Here is a 17482-nt window from a genome sequence, read left to right as displayed (position 1 = left end):
GGGTCTGTCAAATAAGATGTATCTTGAGTTACTGCCGCACAGTAAGCTTGTATTTCCATCGGGAACCGGCTTCTATCGAACCCACCCAAACTTCATATTCGCCGGCTTTCCAATCCGGATCTTGAATGCTGGCATCCTTATTTTTGCCGGTATCATCCGCGCAGCGAACCGTCCCGTCAGGCCCTTTGATCGCTAAGGTTGTATCTTTGCCCCCACTGTCAACTTCAATGGCCAACTGCGGAAAGTCTTTTTGCAAAACCATTTTATAATCCGGCGCGTTGTCAGCAAACCCCAAACATTTGTTACCTCGGCGATCTTGGTTGGCCACAATGGCCGGTAAAGAGGTTGAGCCACTGGTATAGCCTGATGCAACTCCCTGTGAGGGTTTAAAGCCGGGGGCGAGGGTCAAAGCTCCAAAAACCGGCGTCTCTGCTAAAGCCGGTAGGGCGCTTAGTGCTGTCATTCCAGCCAGTAAACAACCGTATTTGAACCGCAGTTTGGTGCGTCTTAACATCGCAACTATCCTCCTACACATTCGGGGCGGTTACTTTCTATATTCACGAAGCGCAAAATACAGATGAAGCTAATGTAGTTGTAACAGCGATGGGCGAGTTTAATAGAAACAGGAGTGACAATTTTGTTTCTGCCACATTCACTCCATCCAGTTTTAACAGTGCTTTTGTGAGGAAAAGACGATGCCTGCGGTCATCTTGGTTTTTCTGGTAATTGTCGGTTGCGTTGGGGTTGAAGCTTTGGTGGCTTTGCCTTTAGGAGCCATAGAATTGGTTAAGGTGCCACTATGGCTGTTTCTCACCGTGGCTTTGATCGTGTTTTCCTGGTATTTTGGCGAGTGAAACAACTGCACAAATTTCTGGAAGCCCTCACCGGCTGCTTTGGCAAGAAGGCTTTGTTAAGGACAGTCTATTGAATATGGCCGCAAAGCTGAGTTTAAGGATGCTTTAACACAAAGCCGTTAATTTCTGATTTTCCGGGTCGCTGTCATCGTTGCCGGCTAGAACCACCATAATTTTTACCAAAATTGCCCCTAATGAGCAATCAGCATAGCGATTATCCAGTAATTCGCTAAAATCAATGATAAATCTTTCAAAAAAAGTTGATGCCGGCTCCCAGGGCGCTGTTTTTAGTAAACTCTACCTTTTAAATTTATTTAATGACTTATTTAATTAAATTAATCAGCGCCACTGTTTGGCTTATCTTAAAATCTTTTCAATCAACTTAATCACGAGAAGTTTTACACAAAATATAGCAAAAAACAGGCTTTTAAAGACAAAAACCTCACAAACTTAAGCTAACGTTTCTCTCAAACCGCTTTCTTCTGCTTTGAAATTCTCAAGCTTGAGGGTAATATTTCACAATTAATAAACAGTTGCGCTGATCCTCAGTTTGTGTATAGCTCAGACCATCGGCTATTCGATCCAAAAGTTTCAACCCCCGACCTCCCACAGCCTCCTCATCTACTTGCGCCGGCATATCTGCGACGCTTCCTTTGAGATCGAAAGGCTGTCCGCGATCCCATATCCGAATTTCTAAGCGTTGTGGGAAAATGGCTACCTCAATTTCTATCGGAGTTTCTGGAGGTTTATCTCTGTGGGCGTGACGAACAGCGTTTGTAAATCCCTCCGCTATTGCTAACTGGCACTGCATCCAAATATATTTAGGAACTGGGGGATGGTTAAATTGGTCGAACCATGATAAAACTTGGGAGAGGTCACTTAAATTGGAACCCACCTGAATTTCCGCTTTGTGAATGGCTTGCCAATCGCTCAAATCATTTAAGTTCATAACAGTGCTGCCAATTTTTTATGTCACAATTTAACGCGTACCTCTATAGATTTACCATAAAAAATAGAGGTTGGTAGGCTCTTTTGTTTAACTAAAAATCTCGTTTTCAAAACAATTATTTTGAGAACTTATTTAAAGCCAAAAGTGAATGAATCAAAATTGAATTTGAGGTTGTCCGGCATGATTTTTTATGAAAAAAGCAATGATTGTTTCCCAAGGCAACCACCGGCATGGCGACTGGCCGCAGACTGGATAACTGAGGGATCAAGCGGGGTAGACAGTTTTTGTGATAAAATTTAACACTTCTAGCAGCCAAGGTTAAGCTGGAGAGGAAGTTAAATGACTGTTGTCGCACTGCTTTTTTCAGTTTAGAGACTTTTGGTTAACTATATCAACTAAACGTCCTTTTGATTTCTGATATCTTAGCCCTCTCATCGACTTGTAAGCAGCTCGTCGTAGGTGCTTTATACTTATGACTCAAATTCTAGTGATTGATGACGATCCTACGATTCGGCTGGTACTGACAAAAGCCCTGCAAAAGCAGGGTTATGAAGTCACAGTCGCCAAGGATGGCAAAGAAGGAATTGAGCAGGCGCAGCGGTTGCGTCCTGCATTAATTATCAGTGACTGGATGATGCCCCACATGGATGGGTTGCAAGTCTGCCAGTGGGTTAAAGCCAATCCAGATTTGTCAACAACATTTTTCTTACTGCTGACGGCGCGTGGGGACATAGAGGATCGGGTGATTGGGCTGGACACCGGCGCAGATGAATTTCTCTCTAAACCCATTGAGATCGATGAGCTAAATGCCAGAGTGCGAGCCGGTTTGAGAATACACCAGCTCAATCAGGAGTTGCATTCCTCAAAACAGATTTTGGAGGCAGAATTAGCTGATGCGGCTGAGTATGTACGTTCACTCGTCCCGTCTCCTGTAACCAGTAAACCCGCGACAATTGAGTGGCGGTTTATTCCCTCCAAACAATTGGGAGGCGATTGTTTTGACTACTATTGGCTCGATGCAGATCATTTAGCGATTTATTTGCTAGATGTATCCGGGCATGGTGTGGGGGCTGCGCTGCTATCAGTTTCAATGCTGAATTTGTTGCGTTCGCGTTCCTTGCCCAACACCAATTTTCATCAACCTAAGGAAGTCTTGAAAGCTTTAAATCAGTCTTTCCAGATGAATTATCAGCGGCAACACTACGTTGATAAATACTTTACAATCTGGTATGGCGTTTATCACCGAGTCAAGCGCCGGCTGGTTTATGCAAGCGCCGGCCACCCGCCGGCAGTGTTGATATCGGGTACAAATGTCGGCAACACTTTGGTTAAAAAGTTAAAGACGCCGGGATTGCCCATCGGGATGTTTCCTGAAGCTGAATATGCTGACGATTCATGTGAGATCAAGGCATTGAGTTCCCTGTATGTTTTTAGTGATGGCATTTACGAAATTAATCTGCCTGATGGAAAACTCTGGGGACTCGATGATTTTATCAATCGGGTCGTCTATTACCGGCAGAAACAAGCGGCTAATTTAGACCAACTTCTAGATGAGATTCGCGCTTTAAATGGAAAAGACAGCTTTGAAGATGATTTGTCCTTGTTGCAAATCATCTTCGGCTGATTGTCGTACACCATTCAAGTTGGCTCTTTTAGTTAAGTGAGCCGCACAAAAGCTCTCTGGTTAATTGGCAGAACTCACCGCTTTATTGAACTCATCTCGATTAGAAAATATCTGAAAAACTCGATCCATGCTTGTCAGTTCAAATAACATTCTGACCTGAGCATTGATCGAGCAGATAAATAGCTTACCGCCGGCGGCACGCACCGCTTTGAGTGCTGATACCAAAGCACCCAAACCCGAACTATCAATAAACGTTACATCTTGCAGATCGATTAACACAACATCTGCGCCATTGGCGACAATCTCGTCAATTTCTTGCCGCACTTGAGAAGCCTTTGTACCGTCTAAAAGGCCAGAAGGTTGCACAACTTTAACAACAGGACTCATAGATTTGGGCTGAGTGAGTAGGTCTGCAAAAGTGAAAGGGGCTAGTCTGTCCCAGGCTGTCGCTAAATAGACTGCCTGCTTCAGGATAATCGGGTTTTGGCTACCGTGCTGAATGATAGCAACCCACTGCTTCCTAGGTATAGCCTACAGCGAGGCAGTGTCAAAGGATCGCCGGCCAAGAATCAGCAACCCTCGCTCGGCTTTCCAGATCGGGCTAAACGCCGCCCAGTCAGAAGGATAGGGTTTTGTTGCTTTGCAGCCGGCATTACGATTGGAATCGAGTTTTTGAGCTGCCAACCGCCATTCCAAGAACCCCAGTTTTTGTTTTGAGGGATAATCGGGAAAAAACTTGATCACTGTTTATCCCGATCCAACTGTAAGTGACACACCCGTAAACAGGCCATGACATCCCGGAAATCAGCCGTTATGGCTAATTTGCTCCCGAATTGCCAAACCTTATCCCAGAGGCCGCAAACACCCAGCTAGCTGCCCTTGAGAGCTTCCCTCGTTGATGTGGCTATTCCAGCGCCGGCAACGCCAGATGGATATTAACTTTCGGGCTATCATCTGCGCCAGATGATCAGCATCCCTGGGAAAGCCGGCAGGCTGGGCGTTGCATTATCCGCTTCTTTTATTTCGGCCTCCAAGTCTTCTTTTAATAGATAAAGTTATGATAGCCTGTGAGCAACTTAGGAAAGGATTGGGGATAGGCTAATGAGCCGATTGTTGAGCGCAAGTTGCGCTTCCTGACTTTTGAGCTAGAAAAATTAATAATAGAAAAAGAGGAAAAATGTTTTTCATTGGTAAAATTATTTAATCCTAAAAATAATCAAAGCTTCTGGTAATATTCTATTTTAAAAAGAGATCAATTTATGCGCTCCGACTTGTTCATCCTTTATTTATGTTCGACAAACCTTTGAATGTTAAAGTAAATTTATAAGAAATGAGCTATGAATTTTGTTGAAATTTTAGGATTTGCGGCAGCGACATTAACAACGCTTGCTTTTTTGCCTCAGCTTATTAAAACTTGGCAGTCGAAATCAGCAAAAGATGTTTCTTTAGAAATGCTGATTACTTTTTGTATTGGCGTATTTTTGTGGCTGGTGTACGGTCTTTATATTCAGTCGTGGCCGGTGATTATTGCCAACCTGCTGACTTTGGGTTTTAACCTGATAATTTTATCGCTTAAAATTAAATATGAATAAGATCCTTTTTTGCTGACGCTAAACCTGCCTGTGACTGCCTCTGTATTTTCTGCTGAACGGCTTTTATTTACTCCTGCAACCCCGGATGCTGGGGCGATCCCTACGATTTTTGCCTTCCCGAACGAGTACAGCGTTGGCATCACCAGCCTCGGCTATCAAATTGTGTGGGCAAATTTGGCCATGCGATCAGATGTGTGGGTGAGCCGGCTATTTACCGATACCCATGAACCGCTGCCGGCATCCCCAGAATTATTAGGATTTTCGATTTCATGGGAACTGGATTATGTCAATATTTTGAGCTTGTTGGAATCGCTAGAGATCCCCATTCGTGCTGCTGATCGCACGGATAATCATCCTTTGGTATTTGGTGGAGGTCCGGTTTTAACAGCTAACCCAGAACCCTTCGCCGGCTTCTTCGATGTGATTTTGCTGGGGGATGGGGAAAATTTGCTGGGGGATTTTATTGAGGCTTACAAACAAGTCCGCAACGCCGGCAGGCAAACTCAACTGCGGCATTTAGCGCAAGTTCCGGGGGTTTATGTACCCAGTCTCTATGAGGTGAAATATATCAGCCCAGATGGCCCAATTGCGTCAATTGAGCCGGCATTTCCTGACATTCCCGCCACAGTAGCTAAGCAGACTTATCGGGGTAATGTTCTGTCTGCATCGTCGGTGGTGACGGAAAAGGCAGCTTGGGAAAATATTTACATGGTGGAAGTCGTTCGTAGCTGTCCAGAAATGTGCCGGTTTTGTTTGGCAAGTTATTTAACTTTGCCGTTTAGAACAGCCAGTATGGAAGTTTCTTTAATTCCCGCAATTGAGCGAGGTCTGGAAGTAACAAATCGGCTGGGTTTGCTGGGCGCATCTGTTACCCAACACCCAGAATTTGACAGCTTGCTCGATTATTTGAGTAAGCCAAAGTTTGATGATGTGCGGCTCAGCATTGCCTCTGTACGGACAAATACAGTTACAGAAAGCTTAGCAAAAATTCTGGGAAATCGCGGCACAAAATCCCTGACGATTGCCATTGAAAGTGGGTCTGAGCGGCTCCGCAAAATTATTAACAAGAAGCTGAATAATGAGGAGATTATTCAAGCTGCGGTAAATGCCAAAGCCGGCGGCTTGACGGGACTAAAACTTTACGGCATGGTTGGCCTTCCCGGTGAGGAACCAGAGGATTTAGAAGAGACTGTGGCAATGATGCGCTCGCTAAAAAAAGCGGCTCCGGGTTTGCGTTTAACGTTGGGATGCAGTACATTTGTCCCCAAATCTCATACTCCGTTTCAGTGGTTTGGGGTCAATTCTTTAGCAGAAAAGCGTCTGAAGTCCTTGGAAAAACAATTGCGCTCACACGGTCTGGATTTTAGACCTGAAAGTTACAATTGGTCAGTCGTTCAAGCACTAATCTCAAGAGGAGATCGCCGGCTCTCTGATTTACTAGAATTGGTGCGACACTATGGCGATTCTTTAGGCAGTTATCGGCGAGCCTTTAAAGAGTTGCGGGGCAAGTTGCCTGAGATGGATTTTTACGTCCATACTAACTGGGAATTAGAGCGAGTTTTACCCTGGAGCCACTTGCAAGGGCCGCTGCCGGTGGCAACCCTACAAAAGCACTTGGCTGATGCGACTGCTTATTTTAAGGAGGTCGAGCAAGCAAGTTGAAGGTGCGTAAAATTGCTGAGAATTTGGGCAACTTTAAAATAATCATGAGGAATCTGGAAAACTAGAAATGTCAGGGTTAGAGTGGTTGCTATCAAACTTCTGATGGATTTAAACCATCAGTGGCACTCCACACCCAGACTTCTAGCTGGAAGGACTCTTATGGCATTTGCTAAAGCTGTATTGAATTTCAAACAAACCTTAAATGTTGCTCTATTAGGAACCGGCACGTTTTTGTTATTGACTTCCTCGGTCAAGGCTACTGAGTTAACGAGCAGTGCCGGTGTTAATCATCTGCAGGACAGTGCGGCAGAGATCACCAATTTTCAACCGGCAGCTTCAGAAATCTCACCAAGCGTCAAACCTGTGCTAGTAGCTCAAGACCGTGCAATTTGTGGACTTGACGGCAGAATTGTCCGCCGGTTTGAGACAACCTATTACCGAGTGTTTATTTGCGAAGATCAAAATTCTGACAGTCTGACTTACGTGGGGATGGAAAAAGGTGCGGAGCAGAGTAGTAATATTATTCTGCCGCTGGTAAGTTCTGAGAATGACACTTATGTTGCGGTGAACGGGGAGGTCGTCTATACAATCGATTCGCAAGAGTTAATTATTACTGAAAATGGCCGGATTATTGGCAGAGAAGCTGTGCTGAGTTCGGGAATTTAAGGAATTCCAACGGTTTAGATGATACAGTAGAGCCGCCGGTAACGTAGCGTGCCGGTGGCAAAAACAACCGGATATAATTACCGCACCGGCTCTAGACAACCGCTCTCACAACAAATTCCAGCCTTAATTAAAATGCAAAACACAGCGGAATATATCTGTGCCTATTGCGGAGAACCCAATTTAACGTTTATCGATCTCAGCGCCGGCAACCAGCAGTCTTATGTTGAAGATTGTCAAGTCTGCTGCCGGCCTAATATTCTGTATGTGCGAGTGGATGAAGAAACCTTAGATATTGAAATTGATACTGAGTTTGAAGGCTAAATGAGAGAAATCAACAAAATTTAATCACTCCTTTTCTTTGAGCAACTACCCATCACGGATTTGAGATGCTACACTTCAAACATTCCTCACTGATTGATGCGCCGGTAGAAGTAGTCTGGAGCTTTCACGAAAGACCCGATATTCTCCAACTTCTCACTCCTCCCTGGCAGCCGGTTCAAATCATCCGTCGCGAAGGCGGTTTAGATGTGGGTGCTATTTCTGAATTCCGCCTTTGGTTAGGGCCAATTCCCGTGCGCTGGGTTGCTCGTCATACGGAATGCGAAAAAAACCGGCTTTTCACCGACCGGCAAATTGAAGGCCCAATGGAAAGTTGGACTCACCGGCATCATTTTATTGAGGAAAATGGAAAAACCAGATTGACGGATGCCATCGACTTCGAGTTACCAGGAGGAGGACTTGCTGAACTCGTTCTCGGCTGGTGGGTGGATCTGCGGATCAAGGATATGTTTTCCTACCGGCACAAAGTCACAAAACGGGAGTGCGAACAACAAACTTGAGTTTTCTATTCAGAGTAAAAGCATCTATTATAAGAAGTAACAAAAAAAAATCCCCTGACGGTTAGGCCAGAGGATGAACAGAAAACATCAATCAGGGTGCATCTATTATTGATATTCTCCTGCCACCTAGGCGCATCCGGGAGATTATCAAGCAAAAAAAAAGCCCCTGGCGAAGTTGCCAGAGAGCTATCAATCAGGGTGCATCTATTATTGATATTCCCCTGCCACCTAGGCGCATCCGGAAGATTATCGAGCAAAAAAAAAGCCCCTAGCGAAGTGCCAGAGAGCTATCAATCAGGGTGCATCTATTATTGGTATTCCCCTGCCACCTAGGCGCATCCGGAAGATTATCGAGCAAAAAAAAAGCCCCTGGCGAAGTGCCAGAGAGCCATTAATCAGGGTGCATCTATTATTAGTATTCCTTGTGTAGCAGGGTGTATCCGGAAGATTATCGAGCAAAAAAAAAGCCCCTGGCGAAGTGCCAGAGAGCCATTAATCAGGGTGCATCTATTATTGATATTCCCCTGCCACCTAGGCGCATCCGGAAGATTATCGAGCAAAAAAAAAGCCTCTGGCAAAGTTGCCAGAGAGCCATCAATCAGGGTGCATCTATTATTGGTATTCCCCTGCCACCTAGGCGCATCCGGAAGATTATTGACCAAAAAAAAAGCCCCTGGCGAAGTGCCAGAGAGCCATTAATCAGGGTGCATCTATTATTAGTATTCTTTTAGTAGCCGGGTGTATCCGGAAGATTATCGAGCAAAAAAAAAGCCCCTGGCGAAGTGCCAGGGAGCCATCAATCAGGGTGCATCTATTAGCTGTATTCTTAATTGCGGTTTGAGATCCGGAAAGTTTACAGAAAAATGGCTAAATTTGCCGGCAGTCGTGATGAGTAGAACCCGACTGCAGATTTTAGCAAGTAATTATCGTCAAGCGAAAAACAATCGTTTCCGACAAAATAAAAGCCGGTAGTGCAAGATAAAGCTCTCTACCGCTCAACAATTTCCTAATCTTTGAGCGAGGTTCCATGAACCTTCTATCAACACTCTGTATGTGAAGAGACTGTAGCGCTCATCATAGATAACAAGCTTGGGTTGCTGTCGAAAATATACAGAAAATTTTTGTATAGTTCCCTTGAAAAAGGTATTACACATAAAAAATAAGTATAATTAAAAGTTGTGTTTTTTGCTCAAGAAGGGAGCCGGAATGGAATACGTGTTAATAATTCATGAAGTTAAAGACTACGATGCATGGAAAAAAATCTTTGATGATGCTGCATCAATTAGAAAAGATGCAGGAGAGCAGAGTTATCATGTTTTAAAATACGAAAACAACTCCAATAAGATTGTCCACTTTTCTAAATGGAGATCACTTGCTAATGCTAAAGCATTCTTTGAGTCTCCTCAATTGGTTGAAATCAGAAAGCAGGCTGGTGTTAAGGCTCCAGAATTTATTTATTTAGAGCAGTTAGAAGAAGGTGTGCTGTAAACCGAACAATTCGCTCAACTCTGGCGTGGCGTAGCCATGCCGGTGAGCTTTGTCGTTGGCCGGCTGTATAGAGTTGTCTCCATATACAACTTCCAGATGAAGTTAGTTGTTGTTTTGCAATTCACTCATGCTTTTTCAAACGGATCGTCTGCTGCTGCGCGAATTTAGAGAAGCCGATTGGCCGGCTGTTTTAGCCTACCAATCCACACCGGCATATCAACGCTTTTATCCAGAAGTTGGGCGCACGGAGGCAGAGGCTCGTGCCTTTGTTAATCGCTTTCTTCTGTGGCAGCAGGAAAAGCCCCAATGGAGGTATCAGTGGGCAGTCGCTCTCCGGAGACAGGATACGCTGATTGGAAACTGTGGCATCCGCAAGAGCCATCCCGATGCTCCAGAAGCAGAAATTGGGTGTGAATTAGCTCCTGAGCATTGGGGCCGAAATTATCCGGTTGAGATGGGTCATCTGCTATTGCGCTTTGGCTTTACAGAACTTGGCTTGCATCGTATTTACGCACAGTGTCTCGCTGAAAATAGAGGGGCGGTGTCATTGGCACTGACGCTTGGCATGAGTCAAGAAGGCCGGCTGCGAGAGAATGTAAGTATCCGGGGACGCTGGCATGACACGCTGATATACAGCATTTTGGAGCAGGAATGGAAGGCGAAGGTTGAATAACTGCCGGCAGCCAACCGGCAATGAACCGATCACTGTAACTGAATATCTGGCCAAGTATCGATGGGATCGCTAGATTTAACCAGATGCATACCGGCACTCGCGAACCGGCGAAAGGCTTCATCCGCTTGATCGGTGCAGTCTATCACGTCAGGAACAACGACTGGTGAGGTGCAATCTTCGAGCAAATACACCTTTTTTGCCAGGTTAGGATCTTTCGCTTGAATCTCGCTGAGTAAATCATAAATTGTCCAAGCAACGCAGTGACTTTTGGCTTGGCCGGCAATAATAACTGCATCAAATTCCAGCAGTTTTTGAATTAAGCCGGTATTCTTTTTAGCAATGGGTTGTCCGTCTGATCCCGCTAAAACTTCAGCCTGCAACACTGAATAATTCTCAGTTAAAGGATTGTCGCCTTTAATTTCAAAACGAGTTTGACTGTATCGAGCGAGATTGTGAAAAAATATCGCTTCCTCAAATGCTGAAACCAGCGCATGACCGATACCGCCCAGCATGGAATGATAGGGCCAAATTGTCAACGGATACTTGCCGGCATCACTAAGCTGTTGGACATAGTGCAGGGCGTGTTTTTGTAGCGTTTGGTAATTGCCGCCGGCAATACTATCTGCAACGGCTGGGTTAACTTTCCAAACACCTTTTTCAACATCTTCTAGCGTTAAAATTGTGGCTGCTGGGAGGGGGTATTCCCCGGCATCATTAATCCAAAATACGGGATGGAAAATCTGCATCGCCGTGTGCGTGTCCATCGTTGGCGCGATAGCAGTAATTACGCCTAAATTCCGGTAAATAAACTCGCACAGCCGCACATTGTCATCAACTGCCGCCGTTCCAGATTTGCCGGCAACGAACAATTCAAATTCTGGAATGCAGAATGTGTTCTGCACGTCTATTGCCATTAAACAAATGCGGGTTTTATCTTTGGCAGCCGGTTGAATGCCGTGTAACTCGGCCCATACCTTCGCCTGTGATGCTCTTTCTTGGTAGGGAACTCGGCACACTTGCCCCACTTTTGTGCTGTCAAAGTGAGGCGGTATGGGCAATTGCGTTACGGTCTGTGTGTTCATCATTAACCTGCCACTTCAAACACCTAGTTACTGCTTGGTGTAGCTTCTCTTTTAATGTTAATGCAAATTTTATGCGATGTGAGCCAAGAAGGTTTTAACTGCTGCGAAGAAAGTTCAGGCTTACAGAAGCATTACGATACAGTTTAAGAAAAAAAATAGCTCTGTATGTTTTTTATCGGCGCTCAATCTAGCTGAAAAAGATGTGTTTTATCGAGTATCAACACTTTGCCAATTCAAAAAATAAAAATATTTACAGCTTAAAAAAAATATTTTTCAAATTAAACATTTTTAAATTAATTTAGGTGCAGGGGCGGCTTATTCAGTTCCAACAAGCCTAGTAGTGCCGGCAGGAAGAATTGCCCGCTTTCTTGCCCCCAAAAGAATAAATATTTTAACAATCATTAACAAATCTAATGTTACAAAACGTTGCGTCCAGAGCCGGCAGCCTTTGAGTGATAAAATCTGGCGTGCAGGTGATTTGATTCGCTTACTAACAGTCTCAGCAGTGCAATCCCTAGCCATGCCGGCAGGGGTACTACAGCCGTGGCAACCGAGAGTGCAATAAGGTATAGTTGTCCCTGTAGCTTATTCGCCGCCGGCTCACTCACAGGAGGTTATATGTCAGCCAACGATAAAAAGTACAGATTAGTTACCCGCAGTGATTTTGATGGTTTGGTTTGCGCGGTTCTTTTAAAAGAACTCGATATGATCGATGAAATTAAATTTGTTCATCCCAAAGATATGCAGGATGGAAAAATTGAAATTACCAGTAGTGATATTACCACCAACTTGCCTTATGTAGAAGGTGCGTATTTGTCTTTCGATCACCATCTCAGTGAAACCATCAGAAACCAAGACAAAAAAGAAAACTATATTATCGATCCCAAAGCCCCGTCAGCCGCACGGGTTGTGTATAACTATTTTGGAGGTAAAGAAAAATTTCCACAAATTGCCGAAGATATGATGGATGCGGTGGATAAATCCGATTCAGCGCAATTTTTGAGAAATGAAGTTTTAAATCCGAAAGGTTGGGTACTTTTAAGCTTTTTGATGGATGCCCGAACAGGTTTAGGAAGATTTAAAGATTTTAGAATATCCAACTATCAATTGATGATGGAATTGATTGATTATTGCAAAAATCACCCAATCGATCAAATTTTAGAACTTCCGGATGTCCAAGAGCGATTCAATTTGTATTTTGAACAAGAAGAAAAATTTAAAGATCAAATCGAAAAATGCTCAAAAGTTTACGGAAATTTAATCGTTTTAGATTTGAGAAATGAGGAAATCATTTACGCCGGCAACCGATTTATGATTTATGCCCTGTTCCCAGATTGCAACATATCAATTCACGTTCTCTGGGGACTGAAAAAGCAAAATACTGTGTTTGCAGTAGGCAAATCAATTTTCAACCGAACTTCAAAAACGAATGTCGGAGAATTAATGTTGAAATATGGGGGAGGGGGACATGAAAATGCCGGCACCTGCCAGATTGATAATGATAAAGCTGAAGAGGTTTTAAAAGAGTTAATTGCCCAAATTAATTCGGATGGTTAATTTGAAGCAGGAGGGGGCAGGTCTTCCGCCTTCTAATGATGTGGCCTAACCCTTCCTGTTTTGCTCACAAATTGCATTGATCCGGCTTTGCTGAACTGAGGTAAGCCGGTTGTAGACCTGCTTGATCTCCACATCCGTGTAATCTACAATGAGCGCGTGCAGTTCTGTGATGGTCTTAGCAGCGAGCATCTTGGCTTTTAAAGTCTCTAAACTTGTGAGTGCCGGCAGTTGATGGAGGGGCTGGGTATCAAGGACAATAGACTGTTGAATCATGCTGGCACTCGAAGAAATAGCGTTGAACAAATAACACAACCTTGCGCGAACCCATGAGCCGGCGCAGAAAAGCTATTCTAGCAAATAATGAGAATGCTGGGTGTGACTTGAACCGGCACAGCGTTTTTCAGGGTGCAGTTTTGGGGGATAGAGCGGATTGCTAAAAAGAGCATCCTATCTCGCTAGCAGCGAGTTTAAGGTTTTAAATTGCTCTCAAGAAAAATCGTAACCGAATCGGATGTTGTCTTTCTCGATGCCGTCGAGTACAACTTGGAGTCCACCCATCCGAATCATCCATTCAAGACGATGATCGCGGTACTCGCGTTTAAGTAGACCCTGCTCTAAAAAGCTCGAAAATTGCTCCAAGCCGGCAATGGACTCATTTGCTTCTTGAAGCGTTTCAGCGACGCTGGGACGCACTTTGACGCGATCAAACCAATTGGCGAGTGGGGAATCGGCTGCCGGTGCTATCCCAAATGCAACGAATGACGTGTTAATAGAGGGAACAACACAAAGGTCACTCCAGCCAAAATTGTCGCCGTTGAACCATTCGCGATCGCCTAGCTGCTTGGTTAGCCATTGCCGGCACTTTTCGGCCTGTTGTTTGGCATTGCCGACAATTGTTTCGGCAAGCTCACCCTTTGCGCGACCGAAGAAGTTGATTTCAACGAGTCCCCAGTTAATCGGCTCGTAGTAGGTGTCCATAACCTCTTCAATCATACGGACGCGAGCGCGATCTGTGGGATTGCTGGGTAGCAGTGGTGGGGAAGACCATTTATCTTCGATGTACTCAAGGATGATGGTCGAGTCGAAAATCTTGGCATCGCCGTCAATAAAGGCCGGCATCTCCCGACGAGGATTGGCTTCTACGAACTCGCTGCCTCCAAATCCGCCTTCATTCAAGTCAGGTGTCTTGGACTCAAACTCAATCCCCTTTTCGCGTAAGGCGATTTTGACTTTCTGTGCATACGGAGATAGCGGGTGTTCGTAGAGGATCGTCATTGAGCAAATGCTCCTTGGAATTATTTCTAACAGTGTATGATAGACGGTAAGGTAAAAGATAAATCGTTGTTGTAAGAGAAAGTAGCGATGGGAGAATTTACAGCAGTTGATGTGGTGCCCTTAGGGCTGACTCTGTTGGCTACAATTGGGTTTTTAATATTAGGATGGCAAGCTTTGCAAGCTTTGAAAAAATAAATTAACAATGCCGGCTGATCTAAAACAAGTCTAAATAAAAGCTGAATTTGTTAACCGGGCGCAACCTTAAATGCTTGTTTTTAATGCCGGCAGCTATTTTTTCAATTAATAAAATTTCACGAATTAACAGTTTCTAATGTCAGCACTCCAGCCGGCATATCTGCAACTAAGCGGCGAGTTTTTAACCACTGACGACCGATTAAAATTTCTGGTACTTCCTCGCCGGCATGGACAGGAATATCAAACTCCTGTCCCTCTATCCGTACTTTTCCCGCATAAAGATTAAACTCTGAAACCCCTGCCTTAGCCATCCGCATTGCTTCTTTGCGAATATAAACCCAATCCAACCCCTCTATATCCTGAATATCAAGTGCTAGCCAACCTGAAAACCCAGTATCCAGCATGGCATCAACTGGCAGTTCTAATCCGTTATCAGCAATCAAATCAATTTCAAAAAATAGCTCATCATTATCGCCAAGTTTGCCTTGAATCATAGGGTGCCACAAACTCCCGTCTCATTAATCCTGAATAAGAACGGGATGGCATCTGGGTGCTGCTGACGCGACATCTGGGTAGCCACTTCTATATCCCGATGAACGAAATAGTCCCCACTGTCAGGCTCAACTGCGATATACCAATTGTAATGAGTTTTAAGCAACTCAGGTTTAACTCGCTCTAAAATTACTTGGCAGCGCTGGTAAAATGCCTTCTGTTCAGCTTTCCACTGAGCTTTCTTTTCTTCTGACCACTGAATTTTGGGAAATAATCTTCCTCGGCGTAGTGTGCGGATCTGCTCGGTTTCAGTCATGGGTAGTTCTCCTTCTTTCCTCAACGTCTCTGTTTTCTTATTATCGCTGATGTCTGATAAATTCAGCAAAAGGGCTTTTTTAAGCGTTGAAAAAACTGAAATTTAACCATTTTTCCTGCACTTTCGCGCAAGGTTGAATAACATTAAAGTTTCGCTATTTACAAGCATTTGAAACTACATCATAAATGGCTCGAAAAATTAAAGGGTGGGAACGGCCCACCCTAGGTTTTTAACGCCTGCGTTATTTTGCGTTAAAGGATTTTCTTAACTGCTAACCGCAGAAAGCTGAGGACTGAGAGACATCCGCACTCGTTCGGCAATTTGAGGAGGTGTTAAACCCAACTCTGCCATCGATTGTTCAGCAGTTGCGTGCTCGACTAAAATATCGGGAACACCAATTCGCATCACCGGCACCACGACATTCAGATCCATCAGCGCTTCCATCACCGCTGAACCAAAACCGCTCATCGTGCAGCCTTCTTCTAACGTGACAACCCGCCCAATTTGCTTCGCCAACGGTGCAATTAATTCCGTATCCAAAGGCTTGACAAAACGCGCATTAATTACCGTTGCTTCAATCCCATGCTCGCTGAGAATTTCAGCGACCTGCATCGCCGGCTGTACCATTGAGCCATAGCCGATTAGCAGCACATCGTCGCCATGACGCAGCAGTTCCCCCTTACCGATGGGCAGATCCTCCCAACCTTCTTCCAACAGCGGCACACCGTAGCCATTGCCACGCGGGTAGCGCATGGTAATCGGGCCGGCAGTGTAATTAATGCCGGTGGCCACCATTCGCTGCAATTCCGCTTCATCCTTGGGTGCCATTAGCACCATATTGGGAAGGCAGCGCAGAGAGGCAATATCGTACATCCCTTGGTGAGTTGGGCCATCTGCACCCACAATGCCGGCGCGATCTAAGCAGAAGAACACCGGCAGGTTTTGAATACAAATATCATGGATAACTTGGTCGTAAGCGCGTTGCGCGAAGGTAGAATAAATCGCCACAACTGGACGCATTCCCTCACACGCCATACCGGCAGCCAGGGTAACGGCGTGCTGTTCGGCAATGCCTACATCGACATATTGCTTCGGCAACTTAGCTTGTAGCTTATCTAAGCCTGTGCCGGTGGCCATTGCTGCGGTGATGCCAACGACTTTAGGATTGTCTTCGGCGATTTTAATCAGGGTGTGGGCGAATACTTTGGAGTAGCTGGGGGGTTTGGGCTTGCTAGAGGGAATTGCCTTGCCGGTTGCCAGATTAAAGGGATTTTGGGCGTGATACCCGACTTGGTCTTTTTCTGCGATCGCATACCCTTTCCCTTTCATCGTCGCCACATGAAGCAAAACCGGCCCTGGTATTTTGTGCGCCTGTTTGAAGGTGGCGATCAGTTCCTCCAGGTTATGGCCATCCACGGGACCCATGTAGGTAAAGCCGAGTTCCTCAAACACAGCGCCCACTTTGGGCACAGCTAAGCGCTTCATCCCTTCCTTCAGCCGTTCCATTTCCGGGGAGAATGTCTCACCGACAAAAGGAATATGCTTGAACTGTTCCTCTAAGTTATCGGTGAGGAACTGCATCGGCGGCGAAAGGCGCATCTTGTTGAGGTAGCGGGGAATTGCGCCAACGTTGGGCGAGATGGACATCTCGTTGTCGTTGAGGACAACCAGCAGGTTCGTTTTCGGCAAATGACCGGCATGATTAATCGCTTCGAGTGCCATGCCGCCAGTTAGCGCCCCATCCCCGATCACGGAAACCACTTTGAAGTTTTCGCCCTTAAGATCCCGCGCTAAAGCCATGCCTAAGCCGGCTGAGATGCTGGTGGAAGCGTGGCCGGCACCAAAATGGTCAAATTTGCTCTCACAGCGCTTGAGATAGCCGGCAATCCCATCTTTTTGCCGTAGCGTGTGGAAGTGGTTATAACGACCTGTGATCAATTTGTGGGGATAGGCTTGGTGGCCAACATCCCAAATGACTTTATCGCGATCAAGGTCTAATGTTTGGTAAAGCGCTAAAGTCAGTTCCACGACGCCCAAACCAGGGCCAAGGTGTCCCCCACTGGCGGCAACGGTTTGCAGATGCTTTTCCCTAATTTGACGAGCAATTTGCTCAAGTTGATGGATTGATAAACCGTGCAACTGGTTCGGGTGAGTCAGTTCGCTTAGATGCATATCTATTACTCGCTAGGTGATCGTGCTTACTGCCAGTCGAACAAGC

Annotated in this window: 21 protein-coding genes; 10 read left to right on the top strand and 11 right to left on the bottom strand. The window is 45.2% G+C overall.

What is annotated here, in order from left to right:
* Positions 1-28 precede the first annotated feature (28 nt).
* Positions 29-514 carry a hypothetical protein gene (locus H6F73_RS25585; RefSeq protein WP_190761562.1) on the bottom strand — a complete coding sequence of 162 codons (486 nt, stop codon included), beginning with the start codon at positions 512-514 and terminating at the stop codon, positions 29-31.
* 181 nt (positions 515-695) lie between these two features.
* On the opposite strand from H6F73_RS25585, the gene H6F73_RS25580 reads away from it, so the two are divergent.
* On the top strand, positions 696-854 hold the full coding sequence (locus H6F73_RS25580; RefSeq protein ID WP_190761561.1) for a hypothetical protein: 159 nt from the start codon (positions 696-698) through the stop codon (positions 852-854).
* A 496-nt stretch (positions 855-1350) separates the two neighbouring features.
* Here H6F73_RS25580 and H6F73_RS25575 read toward each other — a convergent pair whose 3' ends face one another.
* The gene (locus H6F73_RS25575; protein WP_190761560.1) at positions 1351-1803 is read right to left on the bottom strand and encodes an anti-sigma regulatory factor; all 453 of its coding nucleotides are present in this window, start codon (positions 1801-1803) and stop codon (positions 1351-1353) included.
* Positions 1804-2275: 472 nt separating this feature from the next.
* On the opposite strand from H6F73_RS25575, the gene H6F73_RS25570 reads away from it, so the two are divergent.
* A complete protein-coding gene (locus H6F73_RS25570) occupies positions 2276-3427 on the top strand; it encodes a SpoIIE family protein phosphatase (protein WP_190761559.1) in 1152 nt (383 codons plus the stop codon).
* 60 nt (positions 3428-3487) lie between these two features.
* Here the strand turns inward: H6F73_RS25570 and H6F73_RS25565 are convergent, their stop codons facing one another.
* Both H6F73_RS25565 and H6F73_RS25560 read right to left on the bottom strand, forming a co-directional pair.
* Positions 3488-3814, bottom strand: coding sequence for an STAS domain-containing protein (locus H6F73_RS25565; protein WP_147682403.1), 327 nt, complete (start codon positions 3812-3814; stop codon positions 3488-3490).
* 144 nt (positions 3815-3958) lie between these two features.
* Entirely contained in the window at positions 3959-4171 is a 213-nt protein-coding gene (locus H6F73_RS25560) for a hypothetical protein (RefSeq protein ID WP_190761558.1), read from the bottom strand.
* A 593-nt stretch (positions 4172-4764) separates the two neighbouring features.
* Between H6F73_RS25560 and H6F73_RS25555 the strand changes: the two genes are divergently transcribed.
* The 7 genes from H6F73_RS25555 to H6F73_RS25525 all read left to right on the top strand — a co-directional run bounded on the left by H6F73_RS25555 (position 4765) and on the right by H6F73_RS25525 (position 10347).
* Positions 4765-5019, top strand: coding sequence for a SemiSWEET transporter (locus H6F73_RS25555; protein WP_190761557.1), 255 nt, complete (start codon positions 4765-4767; stop codon positions 5017-5019).
* Positions 5020-5049: 30 nt separating this feature from the next.
* Positions 5050-6681: a radical SAM protein gene (locus H6F73_RS25550; RefSeq protein WP_190761618.1), complete on the top strand. Its 1632-nt coding sequence runs from the start codon at positions 5050-5052 to the stop codon at positions 6679-6681.
* A 159-nt stretch (positions 6682-6840) separates the two neighbouring features.
* Positions 6841-7347 carry a hypothetical protein gene (locus H6F73_RS25545; RefSeq protein ID WP_190761556.1) on the top strand — a complete coding sequence of 169 codons (507 nt, stop codon included), beginning with the start codon at positions 6841-6843 and terminating at the stop codon, positions 7345-7347.
* Between the two features lie 132 nt (positions 7348-7479).
* Positions 7480-7668 carry a CPXCG motif-containing cysteine-rich protein gene (locus tag H6F73_RS25540; protein WP_190761617.1) on the top strand — a complete coding sequence of 63 codons (189 nt, stop codon included), beginning with the start codon at positions 7480-7482 and terminating at the stop codon, positions 7666-7668.
* A 65-nt stretch (positions 7669-7733) separates the two neighbouring features.
* On the top strand, positions 7734-8186 hold the full coding sequence (locus tag H6F73_RS25535; protein WP_190761555.1) for an SRPBCC family protein: 453 nt from the start codon (positions 7734-7736) through the stop codon (positions 8184-8186).
* A gap of 1206 nt (positions 8187-9392) precedes the next feature.
* Positions 9393-9674, top strand: coding sequence for an antibiotic biosynthesis monooxygenase (locus H6F73_RS25530; RefSeq protein ID WP_190761554.1), 282 nt, complete (start codon positions 9393-9395; stop codon positions 9672-9674).
* 127 nt (positions 9675-9801) lie between these two features.
* Positions 9802-10347: a GNAT family protein gene (locus tag H6F73_RS25525; protein WP_190761553.1), complete on the top strand. Its 546-nt coding sequence runs from the start codon at positions 9802-9804 to the stop codon at positions 10345-10347.
* Between the two features lie 29 nt (positions 10348-10376).
* Here the strand turns inward: H6F73_RS25525 and H6F73_RS25520 are convergent, their stop codons facing one another.
* Together H6F73_RS25520 and H6F73_RS25515 are read right to left on the bottom strand one after the other, a co-directional pair.
* Entirely contained in the window at positions 10377-11429 is a 1053-nt protein-coding gene (locus tag H6F73_RS25520; protein WP_190761616.1) for an isochorismatase, read from the bottom strand.
* A 416-nt stretch (positions 11430-11845) separates the two neighbouring features.
* A complete protein-coding gene (locus H6F73_RS25515; protein ID WP_190761552.1) occupies positions 11846-12037 on the bottom strand; it encodes a hypothetical protein in 192 nt (63 codons plus the stop codon).
* A 10-nt stretch (positions 12038-12047) separates the two neighbouring features.
* Between H6F73_RS25515 and H6F73_RS25510 the strand changes: the two genes are divergently transcribed.
* On the top strand, positions 12048-12986 hold the full coding sequence (locus H6F73_RS25510; RefSeq protein ID WP_190761551.1) for an exopolyphosphatase: 939 nt from the start codon (positions 12048-12050) through the stop codon (positions 12984-12986).
* A gap of 45 nt (positions 12987-13031) precedes the next feature.
* Here the strand turns inward: H6F73_RS25510 and H6F73_RS25505 are convergent, their stop codons facing one another.
* From H6F73_RS25505 to dxs, 5 genes are all read right to left on the bottom strand, one after another.
* Positions 13032-13259, bottom strand: a complete 228-nt coding sequence (locus H6F73_RS25505; protein WP_190761550.1) for a hypothetical protein — start codon at positions 13257-13259, stop codon at positions 13032-13034.
* A gap of 213 nt (positions 13260-13472) precedes the next feature.
* Positions 13473-14261: a glutathione S-transferase family protein gene (locus H6F73_RS25500; RefSeq protein WP_190761549.1), complete on the bottom strand. Its 789-nt coding sequence runs from the start codon at positions 14259-14261 to the stop codon at positions 13473-13475.
* Between the two features lie 311 nt (positions 14262-14572).
* A complete protein-coding gene (locus H6F73_RS25495) occupies positions 14573-14950 on the bottom strand; it encodes an aspartyl protease (RefSeq protein ID WP_190761548.1) in 378 nt (125 codons plus the stop codon).
* The gene (locus tag H6F73_RS25490; protein ID WP_190761547.1) at positions 14947-15264 is read right to left on the bottom strand and encodes a hypothetical protein; all 318 of its coding nucleotides are present in this window, start codon (positions 15262-15264) and stop codon (positions 14947-14949) included. The genes H6F73_RS25495 and H6F73_RS25490 overlap by 4 nt, the downstream gene beginning before the upstream one ends.
* A 264-nt stretch (positions 15265-15528) precedes the next feature.
* A complete protein-coding gene (gene dxs / locus H6F73_RS25485) occupies positions 15529-17436 on the bottom strand; it encodes a 1-deoxy-D-xylulose-5-phosphate synthase (RefSeq protein ID WP_190761546.1) in 1908 nt (635 codons plus the stop codon).
* Positions 17437-17482 lie beyond the last annotated feature (46 nt).

Origin of the sequence: Microcoleus sp. FACHB-68, assembly GCF_014695715.1 — a bacterium.
Classification (GTDB): domain Bacteria; phylum Cyanobacteriota; class Cyanobacteriia; order Cyanobacteriales; family Oscillatoriaceae; genus FACHB-68.
This window is presented reverse-complemented; position numbering and strand designations above follow the sequence as displayed.

What these genes read in the sequence shown, in the direction of transcription:
- H6F73_RS25540 (WP_190761617.1), top strand. Translation starts at nt 7,480, where the DNA reads ATGCAAAACACAGCGGAATATATCTGTGCCTATTGCGGAGAACCCAAT.
- H6F73_RS25530 (WP_190761554.1), top strand. Translation starts at nt 9,393, where the DNA reads ATGGAATACGTGTTAATAATTCATGAAGTTAAAGACTACGATGCATGG.
- H6F73_RS25520 (WP_190761616.1), bottom strand. Translation starts at nt 11,429, where the DNA reads ATGAACACACAGACCGTAACGCAATTGCCCATACCGCCTCACTTTGAC.
- H6F73_RS25525 (WP_190761553.1), top strand. Translation starts at nt 9,802, where the DNA reads ATGCTTTTTCAAACGGATCGTCTGCTGCTGCGCGAATTTAGAGAAGCC.
- H6F73_RS25545 (WP_190761556.1), top strand. Translation starts at nt 6,841, where the DNA reads ATGGCATTTGCTAAAGCTGTATTGAATTTCAAACAAACCTTAAATGTT.
- H6F73_RS25495 (WP_190761548.1), bottom strand. Translation starts at nt 14,950, where the DNA reads ATGATTCAAGGCAAACTTGGCGATAATGATGAGCTATTTTTTGAAATT.
- H6F73_RS25575 (WP_190761560.1), bottom strand. Translation starts at nt 1,803, where the DNA reads ATGAACTTAAATGATTTGAGCGATTGGCAAGCCATTCACAAAGCGGAA.
- H6F73_RS25510 (WP_190761551.1), top strand. Translation starts at nt 12,048, where the DNA reads ATGTCAGCCAACGATAAAAAGTACAGATTAGTTACCCGCAGTGATTTT.
- H6F73_RS25570 (WP_190761559.1), top strand. Translation starts at nt 2,276, where the DNA reads ATGACTCAAATTCTAGTGATTGATGACGATCCTACGATTCGGCTGGTA.
- H6F73_RS25565 (WP_147682403.1), bottom strand. Translation starts at nt 3,814, where the DNA reads ATGAGTCCTGTTGTTAAAGTTGTGCAACCTTCTGGCCTTTTAGACGGT.
- dxs (WP_190761546.1), bottom strand. Translation starts at nt 17,436, where the DNA reads ATGCATCTAAGCGAACTGACTCACCCGAACCAGTTGCACGGTTTATCA.
- H6F73_RS25490 (WP_190761547.1), bottom strand. Translation starts at nt 15,264, where the DNA reads ATGACTGAAACCGAGCAGATCCGCACACTACGCCGAGGAAGATTATTT.
- H6F73_RS25505 (WP_190761550.1), bottom strand. Translation starts at nt 13,259, where the DNA reads ATGATTCAACAGTCTATTGTCCTTGATACCCAGCCCCTCCATCAACTG.
- H6F73_RS25500 (WP_190761549.1), bottom strand. Translation starts at nt 14,261, where the DNA reads ATGACGATCCTCTACGAACACCCGCTATCTCCGTATGCACAGAAAGTC.
- H6F73_RS25535 (WP_190761555.1), top strand. Translation starts at nt 7,734, where the DNA reads ATGCTACACTTCAAACATTCCTCACTGATTGATGCGCCGGTAGAAGTA.
- H6F73_RS25555 (WP_190761557.1), top strand. Translation starts at nt 4,765, where the DNA reads ATGAATTTTGTTGAAATTTTAGGATTTGCGGCAGCGACATTAACAACG.
- H6F73_RS25580 (WP_190761561.1), top strand. Translation starts at nt 696, where the DNA reads ATGCCTGCGGTCATCTTGGTTTTTCTGGTAATTGTCGGTTGCGTTGGG.
- H6F73_RS25585 (WP_190761562.1), bottom strand. Translation starts at nt 514, where the DNA reads ATGTTAAGACGCACCAAACTGCGGTTCAAATACGGTTGTTTACTGGCT.